General features: G+C 58.7%; 22 protein-coding genes and 4 tRNA genes. 16 read left to right on the top strand and 10 right to left on the bottom strand.

Annotation, left to right across the window (positions count from 1 at the left end; genetic code table 11):
• The first annotated feature begins 6 nt into the window (after positions 1-6).
• Together fkpB and ispH are read left to right on the top strand one after the other, a co-directional pair.
• Positions 7-444: an FKBP-type peptidyl-prolyl cis-trans isomerase gene (gene fkpB / locus ACYZT2_RS24595; RefSeq protein WP_461973252.1), complete on the top strand. Its 438-nt coding sequence runs from the start codon at positions 7-9 to the stop codon at positions 442-444.
• Positions 445-584: 140 nt separating this feature from the next.
• A complete protein-coding gene (ispH, locus tag ACYZT2_RS24590) occupies positions 585-1,532 on the top strand; it encodes a 4-hydroxy-3-methylbut-2-enyl diphosphate reductase (RefSeq protein ID WP_461968107.1) in 948 nt (315 codons plus the stop codon).
• On the opposite strand, the gene ACYZT2_RS24585 is transcribed toward ispH, so the two are convergent.
• Positions 1,501-2,058: a GspH/FimT family pseudopilin gene (locus tag ACYZT2_RS24585; protein ID WP_461968105.1), complete on the bottom strand. Its 558-nt coding sequence runs from the start codon at positions 2,056-2,058 to the stop codon at positions 1,501-1,503. The two genes, ispH and ACYZT2_RS24585, sit on opposite strands and share 32 nt — an antisense overlap.
• A 129-nt stretch (positions 2,059-2,187) precedes the next feature.
• On the opposite strand from ACYZT2_RS24585, the gene ACYZT2_RS24580 reads away from it, so the two are divergent.
• From ACYZT2_RS24580 to thiO, 7 genes are read left to right on the top strand one after another with little or no spacing between them, the layout of a single operon-like run.
• Entirely contained in the window at positions 2,188-2,661 is a 474-nt protein-coding gene (locus ACYZT2_RS24580) for a GspH/FimT family pseudopilin (protein ID WP_461968103.1), read from the top strand.
• Complete coding sequence (gene pilV / locus ACYZT2_RS24575) at positions 2,658-3,107, top strand: type IV pilus modification protein PilV (protein WP_305446957.1); 450 nt, start codon at positions 2,658-2,660, stop codon at positions 3,105-3,107. Before ACYZT2_RS24580 ends, pilV begins: the two co-directional genes overlap by 4 nt.
• Positions 3,104-3,814 (top strand): PilW family protein, encoded by a 711-nt coding sequence (locus ACYZT2_RS24570; RefSeq protein WP_461968100.1) that lies wholly within the window; start codon positions 3,104-3,106, stop codon positions 3,812-3,814. Before pilV ends, ACYZT2_RS24570 begins: the two co-directional genes overlap by 4 nt.
• An 11-nt stretch (positions 3,815-3,825) precedes the next feature.
• Positions 3,826-4,305: a pilus assembly PilX family protein gene (locus ACYZT2_RS24565; protein ID WP_461968098.1), complete on the top strand. Its 480-nt coding sequence runs from the start codon at positions 3,826-3,828 to the stop codon at positions 4,303-4,305.
• Complete coding sequence (locus ACYZT2_RS24560) at positions 4,292-7,411, top strand: pilus assembly protein (RefSeq protein ID WP_461968096.1); 3,120 nt, start codon at positions 4,292-4,294, stop codon at positions 7,409-7,411. Before ACYZT2_RS24565 ends, ACYZT2_RS24560 begins: the two co-directional genes overlap by 14 nt.
• Positions 7,412-7,425: 14 nt before the next feature.
• Positions 7,426-7,827: a type IV pilin protein gene (locus ACYZT2_RS24555; RefSeq protein ID WP_461968094.1), complete on the top strand. Its 402-nt coding sequence runs from the start codon at positions 7,426-7,428 to the stop codon at positions 7,825-7,827.
• 56 nt (positions 7,828-7,883) lie between these two features.
• Positions 7,884-8,984 carry a glycine oxidase ThiO gene (gene thiO / locus ACYZT2_RS24550; RefSeq protein WP_461968092.1) on the top strand — a complete coding sequence of 367 codons (1,101 nt, stop codon included), beginning with the start codon at positions 7,884-7,886 and terminating at the stop codon, positions 8,982-8,984.
• A 127-nt stretch (positions 8,985-9,111) separates the two neighbouring features.
• On the opposite strand, the gene ACYZT2_RS24545 is transcribed toward thiO, so the two are convergent.
• The 4 genes from ACYZT2_RS24545 to ACYZT2_RS24530 all read right to left on the bottom strand — a co-directional run bounded on the left by ACYZT2_RS24545 (position 9,112) and on the right by ACYZT2_RS24530 (position 13,425).
• On the bottom strand, positions 9,112-10,452 hold the full coding sequence (locus ACYZT2_RS24545) for a sigma-54-dependent transcriptional regulator (protein WP_461968090.1): 1,341 nt from the start codon (positions 10,450-10,452) through the stop codon (positions 9,112-9,114).
• A gap of 2 nt (positions 10,453-10,454) precedes the next feature.
• Positions 10,455-12,044: a sensor histidine kinase gene (locus tag ACYZT2_RS24540; protein ID WP_461968088.1), complete on the bottom strand. Its 1,590-nt coding sequence runs from the start codon at positions 12,042-12,044 to the stop codon at positions 10,455-10,457.
• A complete protein-coding gene (locus tag ACYZT2_RS24535) occupies positions 12,034-12,267 on the bottom strand; it encodes a PP0621 family protein (protein WP_461968086.1) in 234 nt (77 codons plus the stop codon). Before ACYZT2_RS24535 ends, ACYZT2_RS24540 begins: the two co-directional genes overlap by 11 nt.
• Positions 12,268-12,402: 135 nt before the next feature.
• Positions 12,403-13,425 (bottom strand): outer membrane protein assembly factor BamD, encoded by a 1,023-nt coding sequence (locus ACYZT2_RS24530; protein WP_461968084.1) that lies wholly within the window; start codon positions 13,423-13,425, stop codon positions 12,403-12,405.
• Between the two features lie 151 nt (positions 13,426-13,576).
• On the opposite strand from ACYZT2_RS24530, the gene rluD reads away from it, so the two are divergent.
• From rluD to ACYZT2_RS24495, 7 genes are all read left to right on the top strand, one after another.
• Complete coding sequence (gene rluD / locus ACYZT2_RS24525) at positions 13,577-14,539, top strand: 23S rRNA pseudouridine(1911/1915/1917) synthase RluD (protein WP_007942311.1); 963 nt, start codon at positions 13,577-13,579, stop codon at positions 14,537-14,539.
• Complete coding sequence (gene pgeF, locus ACYZT2_RS24520) at positions 14,536-15,261, top strand: peptidoglycan editing factor PgeF (RefSeq protein WP_461968082.1); 726 nt, start codon at positions 14,536-14,538, stop codon at positions 15,259-15,261. Before rluD ends, pgeF begins: the two co-directional genes overlap by 4 nt.
• 129 nt (positions 15,262-15,390) lie before the next feature.
• Positions 15,391-17,955, top strand: a complete 2,565-nt coding sequence (clpB, locus tag ACYZT2_RS24515; RefSeq protein WP_461968080.1) for an ATP-dependent chaperone ClpB — start codon at positions 15,391-15,393, stop codon at positions 17,953-17,955.
• A 317-nt stretch (positions 17,956-18,272) separates the two neighbouring features.
• Positions 18,273-18,348 (top strand) — tRNA-Asn (locus ACYZT2_RS24510).
• Between the two features lie 9 nt (positions 18,349-18,357).
• Positions 18,358-18,434, top strand: a tRNA-Pro gene (locus tag ACYZT2_RS24505).
• Between the two features lie 5 nt (positions 18,435-18,439).
• Positions 18,440-18,515 (top strand) — tRNA-Lys (locus ACYZT2_RS24500).
• A 94-nt stretch (positions 18,516-18,609) separates the two neighbouring features.
• Positions 18,610-18,686, top strand: a tRNA-Pro gene (locus ACYZT2_RS24495).
• Between the two features lie 106 nt (positions 18,687-18,792).
• On the opposite strand, the gene ACYZT2_RS24490 is transcribed toward ACYZT2_RS24495, so the two are convergent.
• The 5 genes from ACYZT2_RS24490 to ACYZT2_RS24470 all read right to left on the bottom strand — a co-directional run bounded on the left by ACYZT2_RS24490 (position 18,793) and on the right by ACYZT2_RS24470 (position 22,789).
• Positions 18,793-19,194 carry an HvfA family oxazolone/thioamide-modified RiPP metallophore gene (locus tag ACYZT2_RS24490; protein WP_461968078.1) on the bottom strand — a complete coding sequence of 134 codons (402 nt, stop codon included), beginning with the start codon at positions 19,192-19,194 and terminating at the stop codon, positions 18,793-18,795.
• 306 nt (positions 19,195-19,500) lie between these two features.
• Positions 19,501-20,799: an NAD(P)/FAD-dependent oxidoreductase gene (locus ACYZT2_RS24485; protein ID WP_461968076.1), complete on the bottom strand. Its 1,299-nt coding sequence runs from the start codon at positions 20,797-20,799 to the stop codon at positions 19,501-19,503.
• Positions 20,800-20,859: 60 nt separating this feature from the next.
• Positions 20,860-21,033 carry a DUF3094 domain-containing protein gene (locus tag ACYZT2_RS24480; protein ID WP_253548430.1) on the bottom strand — a complete coding sequence of 58 codons (174 nt, stop codon included), beginning with the start codon at positions 21,031-21,033 and terminating at the stop codon, positions 20,860-20,862.
• A 166-nt stretch (positions 21,034-21,199) separates the two neighbouring features.
• On the bottom strand, positions 21,200-21,826 hold the full coding sequence (locus ACYZT2_RS24475) for a DUF1780 domain-containing protein (protein ID WP_095630608.1): 627 nt from the start codon (positions 21,824-21,826) through the stop codon (positions 21,200-21,202).
• A 75-nt stretch (positions 21,827-21,901) separates the two neighbouring features.
• Positions 21,902-22,789, bottom strand: coding sequence for an AI-2E family transporter (locus ACYZT2_RS24470; protein ID WP_461968073.1), 888 nt, complete (start codon positions 22,787-22,789; stop codon positions 21,902-21,904).
• Between the last annotated feature and the right edge of the window lie 54 nt (positions 22,790-22,843).

Raw genomic sequence — 22,843 nt, 5'->3', positions numbered from 1 at the left:
CAGGTATTGGCTGAGCAACGCATCGGCCAGAACACGGAAGTCACCTTGCACTTTGCATTGCGTCTTGAGAACGGCGACACCGTCGACAGTACCTTCGACAAAGCCCCGGCGACCTTCAAGGTTGGCGATGGCAGCCTGTTGCCAGGTTTCGAAGCAGCGCTGTTCGGCTTCAAGGCCGGCGACAAACGCATCCTGACCATCGAGCCGGAAAACGCCTTTGGTCAGCCGAACCCGCAAAACGTGCAGATCATCCCGCGTTCGCAGTTCAAGGACATGGAGTTGTCGCCAGGATTGCTGGTGATCTTCAATGATGCGGCCAATACTGAGCTGCCCGGTGTGGTGAAAGAATTCGATGACGCCCAGGTGACCATCGACTTCAACCACCCGCTGGCCGGTAAAACCTTGACCTTCGACGTCGAGATCATCAACGTCAAAGCGCTGTAATACGGTCAAGTGTAGGAGCAGAGCTTGCTCGCGAAGGCGGTGTCTCGTTCAACATTGATGTTGAAAGTGATAACGCCTTCGCGAGCAAGCTCTGCTCCTACAATGTTCTAACTTCTTGCGCGCAAGACACGAGGCACAGCATGCAAATCAAACTCGCCAACCCCCGTGGCTTCTGCGCCGGTGTGGACCGGGCGATCGAAATCGTCAACCGCGCCCTGGAAGTCTTCGGGCCACCGATCTACGTCCGCCACGAAGTGGTCCACAACAAATTCGTCGTCGAAGACCTGCGCGCCCGTGGGGCGATCTTCGTCGAAGAGCTGGATCAGGTGCCGGACGACGTCATCGTGATCTTCAGCGCCCATGGCGTTTCCCAGGCCGTGCGTACCGAAGCCGCAGGCCGTGGCCTGAAAGTGTTCGACGCGACCTGCCCGCTGGTGACCAAGGTGCACATCGAAGTCGCGCGTTACAGCCGCGACGGCCGGGAATGCATCCTCATCGGCCACGCCGGTCACCCGGAAGTCGAAGGCACCATGGGCCAGTACGATGGCAGCAATGGTGGCGCGATCTATCTGGTCGAGGACGAGAAAGACGTCGCCGCGTTGCAAGTAAACAACCCTGAAAGACTGGCCTTCGTCACCCAGACCACCCTGTCCATGGACGATACCAGTCGCGTGATCGACGCCCTGCGTACTCGATTCCCGGCGATCGGCGGTCCGCGCAAGGACGACATCTGCTACGCCACGCAAAACCGTCAGGACGCCGTCAAGCAACTGGCCGATGAATGCGACGTGGTGCTGGTGGTCGGCAGCCCGAACAGCTCCAACTCCAATCGCCTGCGTGAACTGGCTGAACGCATGGCCACCCCGGCCTATCTGATCGACGGCGCCGAAGACCTGCAAAAGAGCTGGTTCGACGGTGTCGAGCGGGTTGGCATCACTGCCGGTGCCTCCGCTCCGGAAGTACTGGTGCGTGGCGTGATCCAGCAATTGCAGGCTTGGGGCGCCACCGGGGCCGATGAACTGGCCGGTCGCGAGGAGAACATCACCTTCTCCATGCCTAAAGAGCTGCGCGTGCGTTCACTGCTTTAACGCTTTTCGCCTTTCGACACAGCGCCTGCTCGGCCTTTTCGCTGTTCAGGCGCACTCGGCCGCTCGCCGCCAGCACCACCTGGAGCTGGCTGACAGGCTCGCGAGCCGAACAAATATGTAGTGTCCCTGCCTGAAACGACCTTCCGGGCATCTGCGGTTGGCCCAGACTGCTGAAGCGCACGAAACGCCCTACCCACCAATTACCGACAATCGGCGTCCGAGCATCACTTGCGCGCTCCACCAGTAGTGGATTGCTGCTGTCCTCCGGCCCTTTGCCGCTGATGTCCAGAATGATCCGCCAGCCTTGGCTCCAGTCGCCGTTGATGCCATGAATGACCACGCTCTGGTTGAGGGTGATGGCTTGGGTTCTGGCGTGCCGGATCCCGCTGATCAGCGACTCGGCTGCCTGTTGCCGATGGTTCGATTCGGTGAGCGTGGCAAACGCCGGACTGACCAGCGACAGAACAATTGCGCCAATCGCCAGTCCCATAAGCAGTTCGACCAGACTGAAACCCTGTTGCGGCATTGGCACTCCCTCCCTGGTATGTGCGGACGGCGCAATCCATGCGCCTTTCGCGGCAAATCAACCGACGGGGGCCGGTCGAATGTTCTAGCGTGTAGAAGCAGGTATAGCCGACGGCAACGGAGGGCACCGATGGATCATCGTACAAAAGGTTTCACGCTGATCGAGCTGCTGATCACGCTCGCGGTGTTTCTGATCCTGATCACCCTGGCCGTTCCGGCGTTTACCCGCTCGGTGCAAAGCACCAAGGCCGACACCGAAATCGGCGACCTGCAGCGCGCGCTCAATTTCGCAAGGCTTGAGGCAATCAATCGGGGTATTACCACTCGTGTTCGCCCGACAGCAGGCGGCAGTGTCTGGACCGGCGAGCTGACCGTTTATGACGGTACTGGCAATCCGGCCAATGTATTGCGGGTTGTTCCAGCGCTGAGCAGTGGTGCAACTCTGACGCTAACCTCAGGAGTGACCGCTATTGATTTCAACAATCTGGGCGGTTTGTCGGCACCGTCCACGGCAGTCGTGATCAGTTATGTACTGGGGGCGCAGAGCCGGACGCTGAATGTGTGTTTGAACGGACGAATTCTATTGGGTGGAAGTTGCGGATGAGGGGTTGGAGCAAGCGTGCACAGGAGGGCATGACGCTGATCGAGGTACTGGTCGCGTTGTTGGTTCTGGCCGTGGGGTTGTTGGGCGCGGCGGCGATTCAGCTCAATGCGCTGAAGTACACCGATAGCTCGCGGATGACCAGTCAGGCGAGTTTCATCGCCTACGACATGATGGACCGCATTCGCGCCAACTCCGGCGCCGATTACACCGTCACGCCACCGACCTCGGGCAACCTGAGCGTGGCCCGGGATCAGGATCTTTACGACTTCACCACCAACATCGTCAATTTCGGCGGCGCCACGGCGACCGGCAGCATCACCCGCAACCAGCGGGTGTACACCATTACCATTACCTGGGACGACTCGCGAGCCGCCAATACCGCCGACTCACGCCGCAGTTTCGTCCTCACCAGTCGCGCCACCGTTGACCCGGCGACGACACCATGATCAAAGCCAACAGAGGTTTCGGCCTGATCGAGTTACTGATCGCCCTGGCGTTAAGTCTGGTCGTGGTTCTTGGCGTGGCGCAGATCTTCATCGCCGCTAAAAACACCTACGTCAGTCAGCACACCGCCGCCGGCATGCAGGAGGATGCACGGTTTGTCCTGAGCAAGATGATTCAGGAAATCCGCATGGTCGGCATGTTCGGTTGCCTGGGTACGATTACCGATGAAAGCGCGGCAGGGAGTTTCAATGCCAGTCAGATCACGCCGATCAGTTGGGACAATGCCAACCTCAAATTGACTCTGGTCACCGCCGATGTCGGCGGCAGTGGCGGGGCGCCGACCTGGACAGTCGTTTCCGACTGCCGCAATACCGCGACGGCCCACACCGGTAAACAAACGCCGGCGTCGGGGCAGTTGGCGTTTCCGATCAGGCGGTTGGTCTACAGCTTCAGCAACGACCAACTGTTGATGGGATCCGGCACCACACCGACGCAGCAGGTGCTGGTGAACAATGTCAGTGCCTTCAACGTGCGCTTCGGCCTCGCCAGCTCGGCTACGGATACGGCCGCCTCCAGCTACAGCGACAACCCGTCTGATCCGGCGCGAATCCGCAGTGTGCGGCTCACGCTGACCCTCAGCGACCCGAGCAACCGGGTACACAATCAAACCTTCACCGTGGTTGCCGCCTTGCGCAACCGGTTGCCATGAGGGGAGGGCCGATGAGTATTTCTCCCATGCCCCCTCACGCCCAGCGCGGTATGGCGCTGTTGGTCAGCCTGGTGTTTCTCCTGGTGCTGACGTTGATCGGGCTTTCGTCGATGCAGAGCGCGACGTTGCAGGAAAAAATGGCCGGTAGCGTGATCCTGCGCAACCAATCGTTCCAGGGTGCAGAAGCGGCATTGCGCGTCGGCGAAAGCGCGGTGCAACTGAACAGCTATTCATTGCCGGTTTGCAGCGGTACCAGCCAATGCGCGCCGCCAGCCGAGGCGTCGGTCGTTACCGCTGCCGGGTTCAATTCCACCTCGGGGGTGACCTGGATCGCCTCCGGCAGCGGTTTTTACGGGGTGCAGAACATCGGCACCACCCTGACCGCCGTAAACGTGCCGAGCAATACGTCGGCAACGCTGTACCGGGTGACCGCCGTGGCCATCGCGGGCAACTCGCGCAGTGTGGTGGAGAGTATCTATGCGAAATATTGAGGCGCGCACAGGCTGGCGCCGTTGGTTGTTGCAGTTGTTCTGCGGCGCGGCGTTGAGCCTTTATCTGGTAGCGCCGGCTTACGCCTTCACGCCCTCTGATTCGCCGCTGTTGAGCGCCGCCGCCGTGGCCCCCAATGTGATGCTGTTACTCGACGACTCGGGGAGTATGAACAACATTATCTGGGCGGCAGGCTTCGACCCCACAGTCGCACGCACCCCGGTGACTATTTGCCTCTCGAATGGTTCGTGCTTGAAAGGCCGCGACCTTGATATGACCGATACCAATATTCTTTTGTCGAGTTTGACCCGAGGGACCTGTTCGAAAGGATGGTACGGTTTTTACAACAACAGCTTTCTCGGTTGGGATTCGCTTTGCCTGAAGCTTCCCGATCCAGTGGGGAGCGAGGACACGCGTTATACGGCGAAATACCTGTCGTATCTGATAAGCCTCGCCAACAATTCCGACCGGGATTTCACCGATGGTTCGATTCCCAATGATTACCGGATGAATGTGGCGCGCAACGTCTCCAAAGCGTTGGTGGCCGGCAATCGCTCGCTGCGTATCGGTCTGGCGACGTTCAACCTGGCGGTCGGCAACCATAAGAATGACGGCGGTTACATTGCCCGTTCGGTCAGCGATTTGTCGGCCGTCAGCGGTACTGTGACTCAGGCTCAGGCTGATACCAATTACAACGCATTGATCGCCGGAATCGACGAACTGAGCGCGAAGGCCAATACGCCCCTGGCTGAAGCCTATTACGAGATCACCCGCTATTTCCGTGGCATGGCGCCGTACAACAACTCGACGCCCAGCACCTATACCAGTCCGATTCAGTATCGCTGCCAGAGAAATTACGGGGTTGTGATCACCGATGGTCTGCCGACCTTCGACCGAACCTTTCCGACCAGCGATCCGCTGGGTGGCAGCGCGTTACCGAACTGGGACGGTATCAGCGGTAACGATGGCGCCAACATCTTGGGTGATGAAGAGGGCGACACCCTGTACCTGGATGACATCGCCAAGTTCGCCTTCGATATCGACATGCGCTCCACGGGCACCGATGCTGCGGGCAAAAGTTGGAACGCGGTGGATTTTCCCAAGCAGAACATGAACACCTACACCGTAGGTTTCGCCGTCGCTAACCAGATGTTGTCGGATGCAGCGACCTATGGGCAGGGCAAGTACTACCAGGCGAGCGACAGTGCCGGGCTCAACAGTGCACTGTCCTTGGCCCTGAGGGACATCACTTCCAAGGCGGGCTCAGGTGGCAGTGGTGTGGCCAATGGCACGACCCTGACCAGCAATTCGAGCTACTTCCAGACCAGCTACGACCCCAAGGACTGGCGTGGCGCCATCAAGTCTTTTGGCTTCACATCGGCGGGGGCGGTGAACACGGCCGCAGTGTTGTGGACGACTGATACCACCATCGTGCCCGGTGCTACAGCGCCGACCTACCAGTCCTGGAATACCCTGAGCAACGCCGTCGTCACCCTGGCCTACAACAATTTCTCTCCGGTCCAACAGACTTCCCTCAGCCAGAGCCTGCCCGTCGGTATCACCGGCAGCGATCTCGTGGAGTGGAGCAAGGGCACCAACAAGACCGGGTTGAGATCGCGCAGTGTATTGCTCGGCGATATCATCAATTCGCCTCTCGTAATGGCTGCGCCCACGGACCAAACCGCGTCCGATCTGGTGGGCGATACTAGCTACAGCACCTACCTGACCACCAAAGCCGCCAACATGAATGCCAGCTTGGTGGTGAACGCAAACGATGGATTTGTAAATGTCATCAACTCGACCAACGGTGTCAGAGGCTACGGCTATATGCCTTCCAGTGTGCTGCCATCATTGCGCTACATTTCTGACCCCACTTACATCAATGGCGTGAGCCACAAGTATCTGGTCGATGGACAGGTCGGGGTGTTCGACGCCCAACTCAACAGCGCCTGGAAAACCCTGGCGATTGGTGGGACAGGGGCGGGCGGCAAAACCTTTTATGCACTGCAACTGTTCGACGCCTCTGCCGGTAACGTAACCAATGCGTTATGGGAAATCAGCGCGCCGGCCACGGCCAGTACGACAAACGTTTTCAATGATCTGGGTTATGCCTATGCCCGCCCCGAAGTGGCACGCTTGGCCGATGGTCGTTGGGCCGCGTTTATCTCCAACGGTTATGGCAGCAACTCCGGGGTGGCGGCGCTGTATGTGGTGGATATCCGCGACGGCTCGCTGATCAAGAAAATCGTGGTCGACAGTACAGAAACCACCAACGGTCTGTCGTCGGTGAAGCTCAGAGTCAACTCGCAGAATGTGGTGCAGGCCGCCTATGGTGGCGACTTGAAAGGGCGGTTGTGGAAGTTCGATTTGAGTGGCGCCACCACCGACACCTGGGGTGTAGCGTTTTCCGGCAAGCCGTTGTTTACCACGGCGGGCGGCGCGACCCAGCCAATCACCGTACAACCATTGCTCGCCGACCATGCATTGGGCGGCAAGGAAGTGTTTTTCGGCACCGGCAAATTCAATGAGGCCGCCGACAAGACCAACAAGGATCTACAAGCGTTCTACGCGGTATGGGATGCGGAGGGTGGCGCGGGGCAAATCACCACTTCCAGCTTGCAGGCGCAGGCGGTAACCGGTGTTTTTTCGGGCAGCTCGGGGCAATTCATCACCACCAGCCAGAACGAAGTGACCTACCCGGCAAAGAAAGGCTGGTACTTGCCCTTGGTGTACAACAGCGTGCTGACGGGGGAGCGGGTGATCAACCAGGCCAGTCTGGTGTCGGGGCGAATCGTATTTACCACGGCCAGTGTGGATACCACGGACCCTTGCGCCAGCTTCGGCACCGGCAAACTGGTCGAGCTCGATGCATTCAGCGGTAAGATGCTCAATTACGCGGTGCTCGACACCAATGCCGACGGGGTGGTCGACAGCACTGACACGATTTCCAGCGGGGTGATCTTCACCGGTGGTATCCCGACCCTGAACGCGGTCGTCAATGACGCAACCCGCAAGGTTGTAAACGACTCCGGTGGTGGCGTGACCACACTGGTGGAAAAATCCGGTGGCGGCAGCGGCCGCCGCATTATGTGGCGACAAATACAGTAAGTGAGAGTTGAGGCATGCGCAGATCCAACCGAGGTTTTACCCTGATCGAAATCATGATCGTGATAGCGATCATCGGGATCGTCATCACCATTGGCTATCCGAGCCTCACCGAGTACGTAAAAAAGGGCCGCCGTACTGAAGTGGCCGGTTTGCTTTCCGAACAGGCGCAGATTCTGGAGCGCTTCTATTCGAAGAAGAATGTCTACACCGAGGCTACCGGCCTGAGCGCTGGCAATGATTTCTATACCATCACCCCGACCCTGACCGATCAGACCTTCCTGCTGACGGCCACACGCAAGGCCGGTTCGAGCATGGCGAGCGACAAGTGCGGTGATTTCACCCTCACCAATACCGGAGTCAGAAGCATGGTCAATGCGACGTCCGGCCTGACCACCAAGGATTGCTGGGGTCGCTGAGTTTATTTTTCGGGCGCCCTTTATGCCCTCTGTCTATTGAACGGTTGGATCAGAACATGAGCAGGCAACAGCAAGTGGTGATTGTCGGCGGCGGGGTGATTGGCCTGCTGACGGCGTTCAATCTCGCGTCCGAAGTGCAGAGCGTCGTTCTGCTGGACCGCTCGAATGTCGGTCAGGAGTCGTCGTGGGCCGGTGGCGGGATCGTTTCGCCGCTCTACCCGTGGCGCTACAGCCCGGCGGTTACTGCGCTGGCTCATTGGTCCCAGGATTTTTATCCACAGCTGGCGGAACGCCTGTTCGCTGCCACGGGTGTCGATCCTGAAGTGCACACCACTGGGTTGTACTGGCTGGACCTGGATGACGAAGCCGAAGCGCTCGCCTGGGCCAAACGGGAAAACCGCCCGCTGCGGGCTGTGGATATCTCTGCGGCGCACGATGCGGTGCCGGTATTGGGCGCCGGTTTTTCGCGGGCGATCTACATGGCCGATGTGGCCAATGTGCGTAATCCACGGCTGGTGAAATCCCTCAAGGCCGCCTTGCTGGCGCTGCCGAACGTGACGATTCTTGAGCAGTGCGAGGTCAGCGGGTTTATCCGTGAAGGCGCGTCGGTGGTCGGGGTACAGACCTCGATGGGGGCCATTGCGGGGGATCAGGTGGTTTTGACGGCAGGGGCCTGGAGCGGTGACTTGCTGAAAAGCCTGAGCCTGGAACTGCCGGTCGAGCCGGTCAAAGGCCAGATGATTCTTTACAAGTGCGCGGCGGACTTCCTTCCAAGCATGGTCCTGGCCAAGGGGCGTTATGCCATTCCTCGGCGTGACGGGCACATTCTGATCGGCAGTACGCTGGAGCATGAAGGCTTCGACAAGACGCCGACCGACACCGCGCTGGAAAGCCTGAAGGCCTCGGCCGTGGAGTTGATTCCGGCGCTGGCGGATGCCGAGGTGGTGGGGCATTGGGCCGGGCTGCGGCCGGGGTCGCCGGAAGGGATTCCCTATATCGGCCGGGTGCCGGGATTTGACGGGCTCTGGCTCAACTGCGGGCATTACCGCAATGGATTGGTGCTGGCGCCTGCTTCGTGTCAGTTGTTTGCGGATGTGATGCTGGGGCGTGAACCGATTATCGACCCTGCGCCGTATGCGCCGGCCGGGCGGATCTGACCGAGCGATCTTTGTTGTCGGTCAGATCGCCTTCGCGGGCAAGCCTCGCTCCTACAGATTTGAGTCGATCAATGAACTTGTGAACGACATCAATCTGTAGGAGCGAGGCTTGCCCGCGAAGAGGCCCTCAATCCAGCCCCAATTTCTTGAGTCTGTATCGCATCGATCGAAACGACAGATTCAACCGCTGAGCCGCCGCTGTGCGATTCCAGCGGGTTTCTTCCAGCGCCTGGAGGATGAGTTTGCGTTCGACGTTTTCCAGATAGGCTTCCAGGTTGTCGATCTGCGTCAGGTCCGGCACATCGCCGTCCCGGTTACAGTTGCCTTCGGCCAGGCGCAGGTCGCTGGCTTCGATCTGTTTGTTCTCGCACAAGGTGTGCGCCCGCTCAAGCATGTTCTCCAATTCCCGTACGTTTCCTGGAAAACGATAGCTTTTCAGTGCGTCGAGGGCTTGCGGGTGGAGTTTGGCAGCGGGTTGGCCAGTGACAGTCGCCAGTCGCTTGAGCATATTGTTGGCCAGAAGCTCAATGTCGTCGCGGCGTTCGCGCAAGGGCGGCACCCGCAACTCGATAACGTTCAGGCGGTAGTACAAATCCTGGCGAAAGCGTTCGGCGGCGACTTCGGCATCGAGATCTTTGTGGGTGGCGCAAAGAATGCGCACATCGACCACGGTTTCCTGCTGCCCACCGATGCTGCGCACGGCTTTCTCTTGAATGGCCCGCAAAAGTTTGACCTGCATCGCCAGCGGCAGATCTGCCACTTCATCGAGGAACAAAGTGCCACCCTGAGCGGCCTGGAACAGCCCGGGTTTGTCTTCGATGGCACCGCTGAAACTGCCTTTTCGATGGCCGAAAAACTCGCTTTCCATTAATTCCGATGGAATCGCCCCACAGTTCACCGGGATGAACGGTCGGCTGGCGCGTGGGCCTTGATCGTGGATCAGTCGTGCGACCAGTTCCTTGCCGCTGCCGGACTCGCCGCTGATGTACACCGGGGCCTGGCTGCGGGCCAGTTTGTCGATTTGTTTGCGCAGGCTACGCATCGGCAGGGAGTCGCCCAGTAGCCGACGGTCGATGGCGCTGCTGGCACCGCCTGGTGCCGGCAGACTCAAGGCGCTGGTGACCAGTTCGCGCAGGCGGGTGAGGTCGACCGGTTTGGTCAGAAAATCGAAGGCGCCAGCCTTGAGGGCGTTGATCGCCGTTTCCAGGCTGCCGTAGGCGGTGATCATCGCCACTGGCACTTGCGCATAGCGCTGCTGGATGTGCTGCACCAGCGCCAGACCGGTGCCGTCGGGCAGGCGCATGTCGGTCAGGCACAGGTCGAACGTCTCCCGTGCCAGCAGCGCCTGTGCTTCTGCAAGGTTGCGGGCACTGAAGGTGTCGAGTTTCATCCGTCCCAGGGTTATTTCCAGGAGTTCGCGGATATCCGGCTCATCGTCGACGATCAGGATTTTTTGCCGTGGGCTCATGTTCAACTTTGTTTGCGTCCGTGAGCAAAGGTGATGCGAAAGCAGCCGCCGCCTTGGCGTGGTTTGAAGTCTAGGCGGGCCTGATTGCTTTCGCACAGCTCACGGGACAGATAAAGCCCCAGGCCAGTACCCTGGCTGCTGGTGGTGAAAAACGGTTCGAACAAGTGCGAGCGCTGGTCCGGCGCCACGCCGGGGCCATCGTCCAGGACTTCAAGGGTCGGCAACTGGCTGTCCGGGTCAATAAACAACTCGAGCCAGACCTGCGCCCGATCATGGTTCAGGGCGCTATGGCGCCAGGCGTTGCGCAACAGATTGTCGAGAATCTGGGTCAGCTGATTCGGATCCATCAGGGTTTTGAAGTTTCCCGAGCCGATGCGTAGGTGAATCTGCTGACGCGCGGTCGCCCCTTCGCGGGTTTCGGCGACGAAGTGCTCCAGCCACGGTTTCAAATCGAGCCGTTGCGGCACGGTTTGCTGACGACGGGACAGTTGCAGGACGTTTTCGATTACCCGGTTCATTCGCTGAGAGTGGTCTTGAATAATCTGCGTCAGACGCCGATCCGCGCCGTTCAGTTCCTCGGATTCCTGCAGTAACTGCGCGGCATGACTAATGGCGCCCAGTGGATTGCGGATCTCATGAGCAATACCGGCAGTCAGGCGGCCGAGGGCGGCGAGTTTCAGTTGCTGGGCCTGTGGGGCGATTTGGGCAAGGTCTTCGAGAAAAACCAGCGTCTGGTGGTGCGGGCTATGGTCCAGGGCAATGAAGCTCGGTTGCAGCTCCGGCCCATTGCTGGCGATTTTCAAGCTTTGCGGGCGCAAAGTCGGATTGTTGAACCACAGTTGAAGCCGCTCGACCAACGGCCTCGAGTGGTCGTCAATCAACTGGCCATCGAGTTTTTCCTGCCCCAGCAAGGTCAAGGCGCTGTGATTGGCCAGTTGTACACGCCGTTGGTCGTCGAGCACCAGAATGCCCGTGCGCATACGTTGCAGGATCAGCGCGTTGAGCGCTTCGAGGCCAAGCACTTCGCTGGCCCGCTGCTCAGCCAGGGTTTCGCTGACTTCCAGTCGTCGGATCAAGCCTTGCACCAGCAATGCCGCGGCAAAACACAGGGCGCCGAGAGTACCGACTTGCAGGTAATCGCTGGCGCTGGCGGGGTGGCTGAAGCTAAGAAGGAAGCTCAAGCCCACGATGCCGAGGGCGCCGACTGCTGCGATCAGCAAGCCGATACGCCCGCGCAGCAGAGTGTTGCCAATGGCCACCGACACGATCAGCAAATTGCCGATGGCGCTGGCCACGCCGCCGGCTGCATAGAACAGGCCGCACAGCAGCAGGACATCGACCAGCGTCAGGCTGAATAACTGCGCCGGGCGCCGGGTGTTTCCCAGAAAGACCACTAGCAGGATATTCAGCACCAGGTACAACCAGCTGCCATTGCGCAGCAGGTCGTCATTGGCGAACGTCAGCAACTGGTTGTCCATGTTGCTGGAGATCAGCAGCACCAGAGTGATGCCGACGCTTAAGCGGTAGAGGTGATAGAGGCGCAGCAGTCGCTGGGCCTGTTTGGTGCCGGGACTGGACGTCTCAGCGATCACTGGAGCCCGGGCCTTGCTCAAGATGAGCCTGGCTGCAATACCACTGTTGTTCGAGTTTCAGCGCGCGGTCGCGGGGCAGGTGTACGCCGCAATGGGCGCAACGCACCATGGGCGGGGCATCCTGTTCGCGTGGCGTATGGGTGCCCGACGTAGGGCCTTTGAACTTGCGCCAAAGCCATACCGCAGCGGCAATCAGGGCGATCCAGAACAATAAACGAAGCATGGTGAGCTGCTTTTTGACTAATGAATTGGCAGTTTAGCCAAGGACGGGTCAGGCGCACAGCGCAATACGCCCGTCCCTGAAATCCGGTAATAAAAAAGGCGCCTCGAAAGGCGCCTTCTCGGCACAACATTAGCGTCAGTCGAACACGCCGAAGGTCATGTAGCTGAACCACGAGCGGTCGGTATTGTTGGCTTCGGACTCGTGTTCGTCTTCTTCGATCACATCGCCGTTTTCATCTTTAGGCTTGAGCTCGTTCGGAATCGAGTCCTTGGCATCCTGGAACTGTCGCTGCACGTCCTGGTTGGCGCGGGTTTCACCCGGCGGCAGCGGCGGACGGGATTCGATCAGGCCCAGGGTGGCCTTGCTCAGCCACGAACGGTTATCGGCTTCGTCCTTTGAGGGCACGAACTGACCGTCCACCAGGCTTGGGTGGTTCGGGTAGTTGAGCTTCAGGGTTTCGAGGCTGGTTGCGGCCAGTTCGTCCAGGTGCAGACGTTGGTAGGCTTCAGTCATCACCGCTAGGCCGTCACCGACCGAAGGGGTTTCCTGGAAGTTTTCCACCACGTAACGACCACGGTTCGCGGCGGCGACATAGGCCTGACGGGTCAGGTAATAGTCGGCAACGTGAATCTCGTAGGAAGCCAGCAGGTTGCGCAGGTAGATCATGCGCTGCTTGGCGTCCGGCGAGTAGCGGCTGTTCGGGAAGCGGCTGGTCAGCTGCGCGAACTCGTTGTAGGAGTCGCGAGCAGCGCCCGGGTCACGCTTGGTCATGTCCAGCGGCAGAAAGCGCGCCAGCAGGCCGACGTCCTGATCGAAAGAGGTCAGACCCTTGAGGTAGTAGGCGTAATCCACATTCGGGTGCTGCGGGTGCAGACGAATGAAACGCTCGGCGGCGGACTTCGCAGCCTCAGGCTCGGCATTCTTGTAGTTGGCGTAGATGAGCTCGAGTTGAGCCTGATCGGCGTAGCGACCGAACGGATAACGCGACTCCAGCGCCTTCAGCTTGGCTGTGGCGGCGGTGTAGCTATTGTTGTCCAGATCGTGCTGAGCCTGCTGGTACAGCTCGACTTCGCTCAGGTTTTCGTCTACGACTTCCTTCGATGAGCAAGCAGCGGTCAATGCGAGGATGGCGATCAGCAGCAGGTGTTTCACTTGCATGGCGGCTTGCGTCCCTATGACGGCCGCTGTCTTGGGCGGGGCCGTCCTGTTATGATGAGCGCCCCGTTGAAAAGCCTCGGGGCAAAAGACGCCGTATTTAACCACAAGCGCGCAGCCGAAACCAAAGGCTGTGCCGACGCCTAGTCTGAGCATGTCCGATAAAATTGAACTTCGCGCAGAGGTGCCGTCCGAATTGGGCGGCCAACGCCTCGATCAAGTCGCCGCACAATTATTCGCTGAGCACTCGCGCTCGCGCCTTTCCGCCTGGATCAAAGACGGCCGCCTGACTGTGGATGGGGCGGTTATCCGCCCGCGAGACATCGTTCATGGTGGCGCCATTCTTGAGCTGACTGCCGAGCAGGAAGCTCAAGGCGAATGGATCGCTCAAGACATCGAGCTGGACATCGTCTATGAAGACGACGACATCCTGGTGATCAACAAACCTGCGGGCCTGGTGGTGCATCCGGCTGCCGGCCACGCTGACGGCACCTTGCTCAACGCCTTGCTGCACCACGTGCCGGACATCATCAATGTGCCCCGCGCCGGTATCGTGCATCGCCTGGACAAGGACACCACCGGTCTGATGGTGGTGGCCAAGACCATTCAGGCGCAGACACAACTCGTCACGCAATTGCAGAGCCGCAGCGTAAGCCGGATCTATGAGTGCATCGTGATCGGTGTGGTGACAGCCGGGGGCAAGATCAACGCGCCGATCGGTCGTCATGGCCAGCAACGCCAGCGCATGGCCGTGATGGAAGGTGGCAAGCAAGCCGTCAGCCATTACCGGGTGCTCGAGCGTTTTCGCTCCCACACTCACGTGCGGGTGAAGCTGGAAACCGGTCGTACGCACCAGATTCGCGTGCACATGGCGCACATCAACTACCCGTTGGTCGGAGATCCTGCCTACGGCGGTCGTTTCCGAATTCCACCGGCCGCCAGTGTGACCATGGTCGAATCCTTGAAGGCGTTCCCGCGTCAGGCACTGCATGCGCGGTTCCTGGAGCTGGATCATCCGACCACCGGTAAACGCATGAGCTGGGAATCGCCGCTGCCGGATGACTTTGTCTGGTTGCTGACGCTGCTCAAGCAAGACCGCGAGGCATTCATCGGATGAGTGGCTGGCTGATTCCCGACTGGCCTGCGCCTGCCGGGGTGAAAGCCTGCGTTACCACCCGTGCGGGCGGCGTCAGTCTGGCGCCGTTCGACAGCCTCAACCTGGGTGATCACGTCGACGACAGCCCCGAAGCTGTCGCCGAGAACCGCCGTCTCCTTACCGATCATTTCTCTATTCAACCGGCCTGGTTAAAGCAGGTTCACGGCATTGTCGTGGCCCATGCTGACCCAAGCATTACGGCCACTGCTGACGCCAGTTGGACGGCAACACCCGGTATCGCCTGCGCGGCGATGACCGCTGATTGCCTGCCAGCACTGTTTTGCGACCGCGCCGGCACCCGCGTCGCTGCCGCCCATGCCGGTTGGCGCGGGTTGGCGGCGGGTGTGCTCGAAGCAACCCTCGACAGTCTGGCCGTGCCACCCGCCGAGGTACTGGTCTGGCTCGGCCCGGCCATTGGTCCAAAGGCCTTTGAAGTCGGCCCGGAAGTGCGCGAAACCTTCGTCCAGCAATTGCCTGAAGCCGCCAAAGCCTTTGTGCCGAGCCAGAATGCTGGCAAGTTCATGGCCGACATCTATGAGCTGGCGCGTTTGCGTCTGGCTGCTCGCGGTGTCACAGCCGTCTATGGCGGTGGTTTCTGCACGGTGAGCGATCCACGTTTCTTTTCTTACCGCCGTAGTCCACGCACCGGCCGGTTTGCCTCCCTGATCTGGCTCGAACGCTAGACTTACCTGACTTGCATCAACGTCACGACGCTTGAATCTTCCAGAATCGACCACATCTAGTGACGTATCTGGCAGGCTTCTTCATTCAGGATGTTTATAGGTCCGGCCTGCTCAAAAGGAAGGTGACCCATGCGTATAGACCGTTTAACCAGCAAGTTGCAGTTAGCCTTGTCCGACGCCCAATCCCTGGCCGTTGGCCTCGATCATCCGGCCATTGAGCCAGCTCATTTGATGCAGGCCATGCTTGAACAGCAGGGTGGTTCGATCAAACCCCTGCTGATGCAGGTGGGTTTTGACGTTAACAGCTTGCGTAAAGAACTGACCAAAGCCCTCGATCAGCTGCCGAAAATCCAGAACCCGACCGGCGATGTGAACATGTCGCAGGATCTGGCGCGCCTGCTCAACCAGGCCGATCGCCTGGCCCAGCAGAAGGGTGATCAGTTCATCTCCAGCGAACTGGTGCTGCTCGCCGCCATGGACGAGAACAGCAAACTCGGCAAATTGTTGCTGGGCCAGGGCGTGAGCAAGAAAGCCCTGGAAAACGCGATCAATAACCTGCGCGGCGGTGAGGCAGTCAATGACGCCAACCATGAAGAATCACGTCAGGCACTCGATAAATACACCATCGACCTGACCAAGCGTGCCGAAGAAGGCAAGCTCGATCCGGTGATTGGCCGTGACGACGAAATCCGCCGCACCATTCAGGTCCTGCAACGCCGCACCAAGAACAACCCGGTGTTGATCGGTGAGCCTGGCGTAGGTAAAACCGCCATCGCCGAAGGCCTGGCCCAACGCATCATCAACGGCGAAGTGCCGGATGGCCTGAGAGGCAAGCGCCTTTTGTCCCTGGACATGGGGGCGCTGATTGCCGGTGCCAAATACCGCGGCGAGTTCGAAGAGCGCCTCAAATCCCTGCTCAACGAACTGTCGAAGCAGGAAGGGCAGATCATTCTGTTCATCGACGAACTGCACACCATGGTCGGCGCCGGTAAAGGCGAAGGCTCGATGGATGCGGGCAATATGCTCAAGCCAGCATTGGCGCGCGGTGAGCTGCACTGCGTCGGCGCGACCACGCTCAACGAGTACCGCCAATATATAGAGAAGGATGCGGCCCTCGAACGGCGCTTCCAGAAAGTGCTGGTGGACGAGCCGAGCGAAGAAGATACCATCGCGATTCTGCGTGGCCTGAAAGAGCGTTACGAGGTTCACCACAAGGTGGCGATTACCGATGGCGCGATCATCGCTGCGGCCAAGCTCAGTCATCGCTATATCACTGACCGTCAGCTGCCGGACAAAGCCATCGACCTGATCGACGAAGCAGCCAGCCGCATCCGTATGGAGATCGACTCCAAGCCGGAAGTGCTGGACCGTCTGGAGCGTCGCTTGATTCAGCTGAAGGTGGAATCCCAGGCGCTGAAGAAAGAAAGCGACGAAGCGGCGATAAAACGTCTGGAAAAACTCCAGGAAGAAATCGTCCGTCTCGAGCGTGAATACTCGGACCTCGAAGAAATCTGGAACTCGGAAAAAGCCGAAGTCCAGGGTTCGGCGCAGATCCAGCAGAAAATCGAACAGTCCCGTCAGGAACTGGAAGCCGCGCGCCGTAAGGGCGACTTGAACCGCATGGCCGAGCTGCAATACGGAGTGATCCCGGACCTGGAGCGCAGCCTGCAAATGGTCGATCAGCACGGCAAAAGCGAAAACCAGTTGCTGCGCAGCAAAGTGACTGAAGAAGAGATCGCCGAAGTCGTGTCGAAGTGGACCGGCATCCCCGTGGCGAAAATGCTCGAGGGCGAGCGCGAAAAACTGATGAAGATGGAAAGCCTGTTGCACCAACGTGTGATCGGTCAGGACGAAGCGGTGATCGCTGTCTCCAACGCGGTGCGGCGTTCCCGCGCCGGGTTGTCCGACCCGAATCGCCCGAGCGGCTCGTTCATGTTCCTCGGCCCGACCGGTGTCGGTAAAACCGAGCTGTGCAAGGCGCTGGCCGAGTTCCTGTTCGATACCGAAGAGGCGATGGTGCGGATCGACATGTCCGAGTTCATGGAGAAACATTCCGTGGCTCGACTCATCGGCGCGCCACCGGGCTATGTAGGGTATGAAGAGGGCGGTTACCTGACCGAGGCGGTGCGTCGCAAGCCTTATTCGGTGATCCTCCTGGACGAGGTCGAGAAGGCTCACCCGGACGTATTCAACATCTTGCTGCAAGTGCTTGAAGATGGCCGTTTGACCGACAGCCACGGTCGCACGGTGGATTTCAAGAATACTGTGATCGTCATGACCTCCAACCTTGGATCGGTGCAGATTCAGGAGTTGGTAGGGGATCGCGAAGCGCAGCGCGCGGCGGTGATGGATGCGATTTCCACGCACTTCCGGCCGGAGTTCATCAACCGGGTCGACGAAGTGGTGATTTTCGAGCCGTTGGCTCGGGATCAGATCGCCGGCATTACCGAGATCCAGTTGGGTCGCCTGCGTAGCCGCCTGACCGAGCGCGAGCTGAAGCTTGAGCTGAGTCCGGAAGCGATGGATAAGCTGATCGCCGTCGGGTACGACCCGGTCTATGGCGCTCGGCCGCTCAAACGGGCGATCCAGCGCTGGATCGAGAACCCGTTGGCACAGCTGATTCTGTCGGGTCGATTCCTGCCGGGCGAGACGGCCAAGGGCACCGTGGAAAACGACGAAATCGTTTTCGTCTGACGCTCGACGGCAGTGCAATAAAAGAAGGCCTCGCATTGCGAGGCCTTTTTTTCGCCAGGCTGTTGAACTCAAAGGAAAAGGCTTGTAAAGTGCGCCCCGCAGTAAGTCGCCCTGAAGGGTTTCTGCTCCCCAAGCAGGAATCTGAAATAAGTTGCAAATCATTAACTTGAAAGCAATTTAGGGGGTTGACAGAGGTGCTTAAGATTGTAGAATAGCGCGCCTCAGACACACGAACGCAGCGATGCGAACGGGTCGAAGAGGTGAAGCAAGCTTCACAGTTGTTAATTGAAATACCATTTGTAATTGAAATATGTAGTTCCGTGATAGCTCAGTCGGTAGAGCAAATGACTGTTAATCATTGGGTCCCAGGTTCGAGTCCTGGTCACGGAGCCAATTTCAAACCGGGGTATAGCGCAGTCCGGTAGCGCGCCTGCTTTGGGAGCAGGATGTCAGGAGTTCGAATCCCCTTACCCCGACCATTTTTGGGTCGTTAGCTCAGTTGGTAGAGCAGTTGGCTTTTAACCAATTGGTCGTAGGTTCGAATCCCACACGACCCACCATTTTTGAAACCAGTTAGCGCTGGAATCGAATCTTAAGATCAGAGGCTAAAAGCGCTGATCGAAGAAGGCGCCTTCAAAGGTGCCTTTTTTTTACCGGGGTATAGCGCAGTCCGGTAGCGCGCCTGCTTTGGGAGCAGGATGTCAGGAGTTCGAATCCCCTTACCCCGACCATATTAAAAATCCTCGTATCGAAAGATACGGGGATTTTTTTTGCCTGCTGTAAATGCAAAAAAGCCCCGCTTCTCGATGAAGAAGCAAGGCTTGGGCCTTCAGAGGCTTAACTATTGTCTTTCAGGTGCTCGAACAAACCCTTCGGCATTTTTTTGCCATTGGTTTCGTAGTTGGCTTTTACGTTATCAAAAGCCTCCTGCTCGTCGATTTGGCCGTCATGGTTGGTGTCGATCTTGTCGAAGTCAGCCTTGGGTGCCACTTTCAAAAATTCCGCGCGGGATACCTTGCCGTCATCATCGGTATCGGTCTTGGCCATCGAGGCATCGCCGCACTTGCCTTCGCCACATTTACCTTCCGGCGTCTTCACGACCTGTTCCGCCGAGGCCAGCAGGTAGCCTTGAGTCAGCGGCTGCGAAGCGAATACGGAACCGGACAACATCATGCCTCCGGCCAAGACAGCGCCGAGCAGGCCAACGGTATTTTTGCTGAGAGTAGTGGTACGGGACATTACAAATCTCCTGGGTTGCACGACACAACCGCTCGATAAAGGACGCCACGCAAGTGCGGCAATGACCAGGCAGAGCCTTACTCGGGTGTGGCCATTTAGCGGGCGTGGTGTATCGCTACTGTGTCGTGCAAGGGGGGGCTTTGTAAGCGAAGGGATGGAATCGGTGGGGGAGATACAGTGAGACACAGATCTCCAAATTGATAGAGAGCAAATGTGGGAGCGAGCCTGCTCGCGATGAGGGATTAACATTCAACAAAGGTGCTGAATGTCAGACCGCTATCGCGAGCAGGCTCGCTCCCACAGTGTTTAATGCAACTTCAGCCGCGGCTCAGTCCCGCGCCCAATCTTGCTGCCCAGCATCAACATCGCCGTGCGGAATGCGCCATACAACGCCATCTGGTGCATGCGATACAGCGACACGTAAAACATCCGCGCCAGCCAGCCCTCGAGCATCACGCTGCCGGTAAGGTTGCCCATCAAGTTACCCACAGCCGAAAAACGCGACAGCGAAATCAGCGAACCATAGTCGGTGTACTTGTACTCCGGCAGGGCTTTGCCTTCGATCCGCAGTTTCAGCGATTTGGCCAGCAACGAAGCTTGCTGGTGCGCCGCCTGGGCACGGGGCGGCACATTGCGGTCGGTGCCCGGTTGTGGGCAGGCCGCGCAGTCACCGAAGGCGAAGATGTTCTCGTCGCGGGTGGTTTGCAGGGTCGGCAACACTTGCAGCTGATGGATGCGGTTGGTTTCCAGGCCATCGATGTCCTTGAGGAAACCCGGCGCACGAATTCCGGCGGCCCAGACTTTGAGGCTGGCGTTGATCACTTTGCCATCGGCGGTAATCAGGCTGTCTGCCGTCACTTCGCTGACCGCGGCATTGGTCATCACGTTGACCCCGAGTTTCTCCAGGGTTTTATGCACAGGCCCGCCGATTCGTTCCGGCAGGGCAGGGAGCACCCGTGGTCCGGCTTCGATCAGGGTGATGTGCATGTTTTCCGGTTTTATCCGGTCCAGGCCGTAGGCTGCGAGTTCATGGGCGGCGTTGTGCAGTTCCGCTGCCAGTTCGACCCCGGTGGCACCGGCGCCGACGATCGCTACGCTGATCTGCTCGACTTTATCGGTTTGCCCGGCGTGGGCGCGCAGGTAGTGATTGAGCAGTTGCTGATGGAAGCGTTCGGCCTGTTTGCGGGTGTCGAGGAACAGGCAGTGTTGTGCCGCACCCTGCGTGCCGAAATCGTTGGTGGTGCTGCCGACGGCAATCACCAGCGAGTCGTAAGGCACTTCGCGCGCCGGCACCAGTTCCAGACCGGCCTCGTCGTAGGTGGCGGCCAGCTGGATTTTCTTCTGTGCGCGATCGAGCCCGCTCATGCGCCCCAGCTGGAACTCGAAGTGGTTCCATTTTGCCTGGGCAACATAGTTGAGTTCGTCTTCGGAAGAGTTCAGGGAACCTGCCGCCACTTCGTGCAACAGCGGTTTCCAGATGTGGGTCAGGTTCGCGTCGACCAGCATCACACTGGCCGTGCCGCGCTTGCCCAGAGTCTTACCCAGACGGGTAGCCAACTCCAGACCGCCGGCGCCGCCGCCAACGATGACAATACGATGAGTCATGGGGATATCTCGCAAGGCTAAAAGAAATCGGTGCAATTACCCGAGCGAGCGCAAGGCAGCTCATAGCGTCAGGTAACTGATAAAACGGCTCAACAGGCCTAAACCAATGGTCACTGCCAACACCACCACCAGGAGCATCCACGGCCGAAAAGGCCGGCGCTCGACTTGGTGCTGGGACAGGCGCAGGTACTCTTCGACATGCTTTTGGTCGTCCGGGTTCAGGCGGCTGGTCATATTGGGCCTCGTCAGGTAGACGTTGCTGAATGTTTAGAAGCTACAGCGGGGGGATCCTGCGTTGAACGGAGCATAGCCGCTGTCCGGAATCGGCTCGACATTCACCCTGTCGTCCAGGCGAATGATGCCACTTTGTAACACTCGGCGACCAACTCCTGCAACGGACTCACAGGCTGATTCCGACGTCGAAAACGATGCTTCGACCCAGATTGCCGCGCAGGAAATCCGGGGCCTCCGGATGGGCGAACAGCACTCGGGCGAAGGTCGGGCCGACCAACGACAACGAGCGCCAACCCTGACGCAAGTATTCGGTGGGTGGTGGAAAGTGGCTATTGAGGTCCAGCACTTCACGCTTGAGACTGGCGAAAGCGATGATGTCCAGCTCCCCCAGGTCCATGCCGCGCTCTTGGTAGTTGTGGGCTTTTTTGCGCAAGGTCGGCGCCAGTCTCAGCAGAAACTCATTGGCCGGGATGCGCCGGGGCTTGGCCTCGCGGCGCACCAATTGGCTCAGGGAAAACGCGCTGCGGCGACGTTGTAGCTCGTCGCGCCATTCGTCGTTGAGGCGTCGGCCCTCGTCGAGCACGAAGAACACTTCGAAGTTCGCGTCGCGGAACAACACGTCCGGCGGCTCTCCGGCGGGGGCAAACTCGTCGGCGCGATAGGGAATGTTCAGGCCTTGCAGCAGTCGCTGGCAAACCCAACGCTCACGCTCCCATTTGCGGGCATTGGAGAGGAACGTGTTGGCTTGCTCGGCCGCAATGGTCAGCAGGCGTAAATAATCTGAATCATCCATAGGCCCAAGCTTAGCGTTCAAATGTGATCTGAATAATAAGTCTGTCGCAAAAGAAAAAAGTCTGTCGGGATTTCTTCAGCCGTTTTTTCTGGCATGCCTATGGGGTTCATCACCGAATATCTTCTGTCGCCGTGTCAGATCTGTCCCCAGCAACAGTGGTTTGAGGACGTTATCGACCAATCCCGCGATGAAGACATAAATGGCAAACACAATGGTCGCCGTACTGGCACCTTCGCTCATGAACACAAAGCCGATGCCCACCAACAGCATTTGGATGAAGGCGATGCCGACCACCCCCAGCGCCCCTGCCCGGATGGTGGCGGTGCACAGATCGGCAATTTTCGGCCCATTGATCGGACCACTGAAGCGCGAAACGATTTGCACCGCGCTGCGGTGGCCGCTTTCTCCATACGCTAAAAAAATACCGGCAATAATCAGTGCGACGATGAATAAAAGGAGCCCCATGCTGACACCCGCAAGCTTGCTCAGCAGGGAAAGGCTGACACCTTTGATTTGCGGTATGAACTTCTGTGCCAGATCGGGCAGGTCAGTGGTGGCTTGCGCCCATAAGTTATAAAGAGGTTCTCCCACGAGTGGCCAGCTGGCTACCGTATCCGACGGTGGCGGAATATGAAAACTGTCGGTTTTGACCAGGGTCATGACCCTCTCCACGGATTCCGCAATCGAGGCTCCCAACAAATAAACAGGCACCATAAGAATACTGATAGCGATCCATACGATCAGCGCCGCGGTAATCCCGTCTTTGTTCCCCAGTTTGCCTTTGAACCTGACTTGCAAGGGGTAGAGGGTGATTCCCAGGATCACCGACCACAGCATCAGATCATGGAAGGGGCTGAATATCTGAAAGCAGAAGATCACCAGAACGGCAATCACTCCGGCACGAATCAGTACATCGAGCAGGTCTCGTGAAAAAACCTTTTCGAGAATGGGCGTGGGAACCATGATCACCTCCTGTAGAAAGTGGCACAGGCAAGCATTCGGTAAGTCCAGCATAGA

The organism is Pseudomonas sp. MDT1-85 (genome assembly GCF_054898065.1).
Note: the sequence above shows the minus strand (reverse complement) of the source record. Positions and strands in the feature narration are given on the sequence as shown.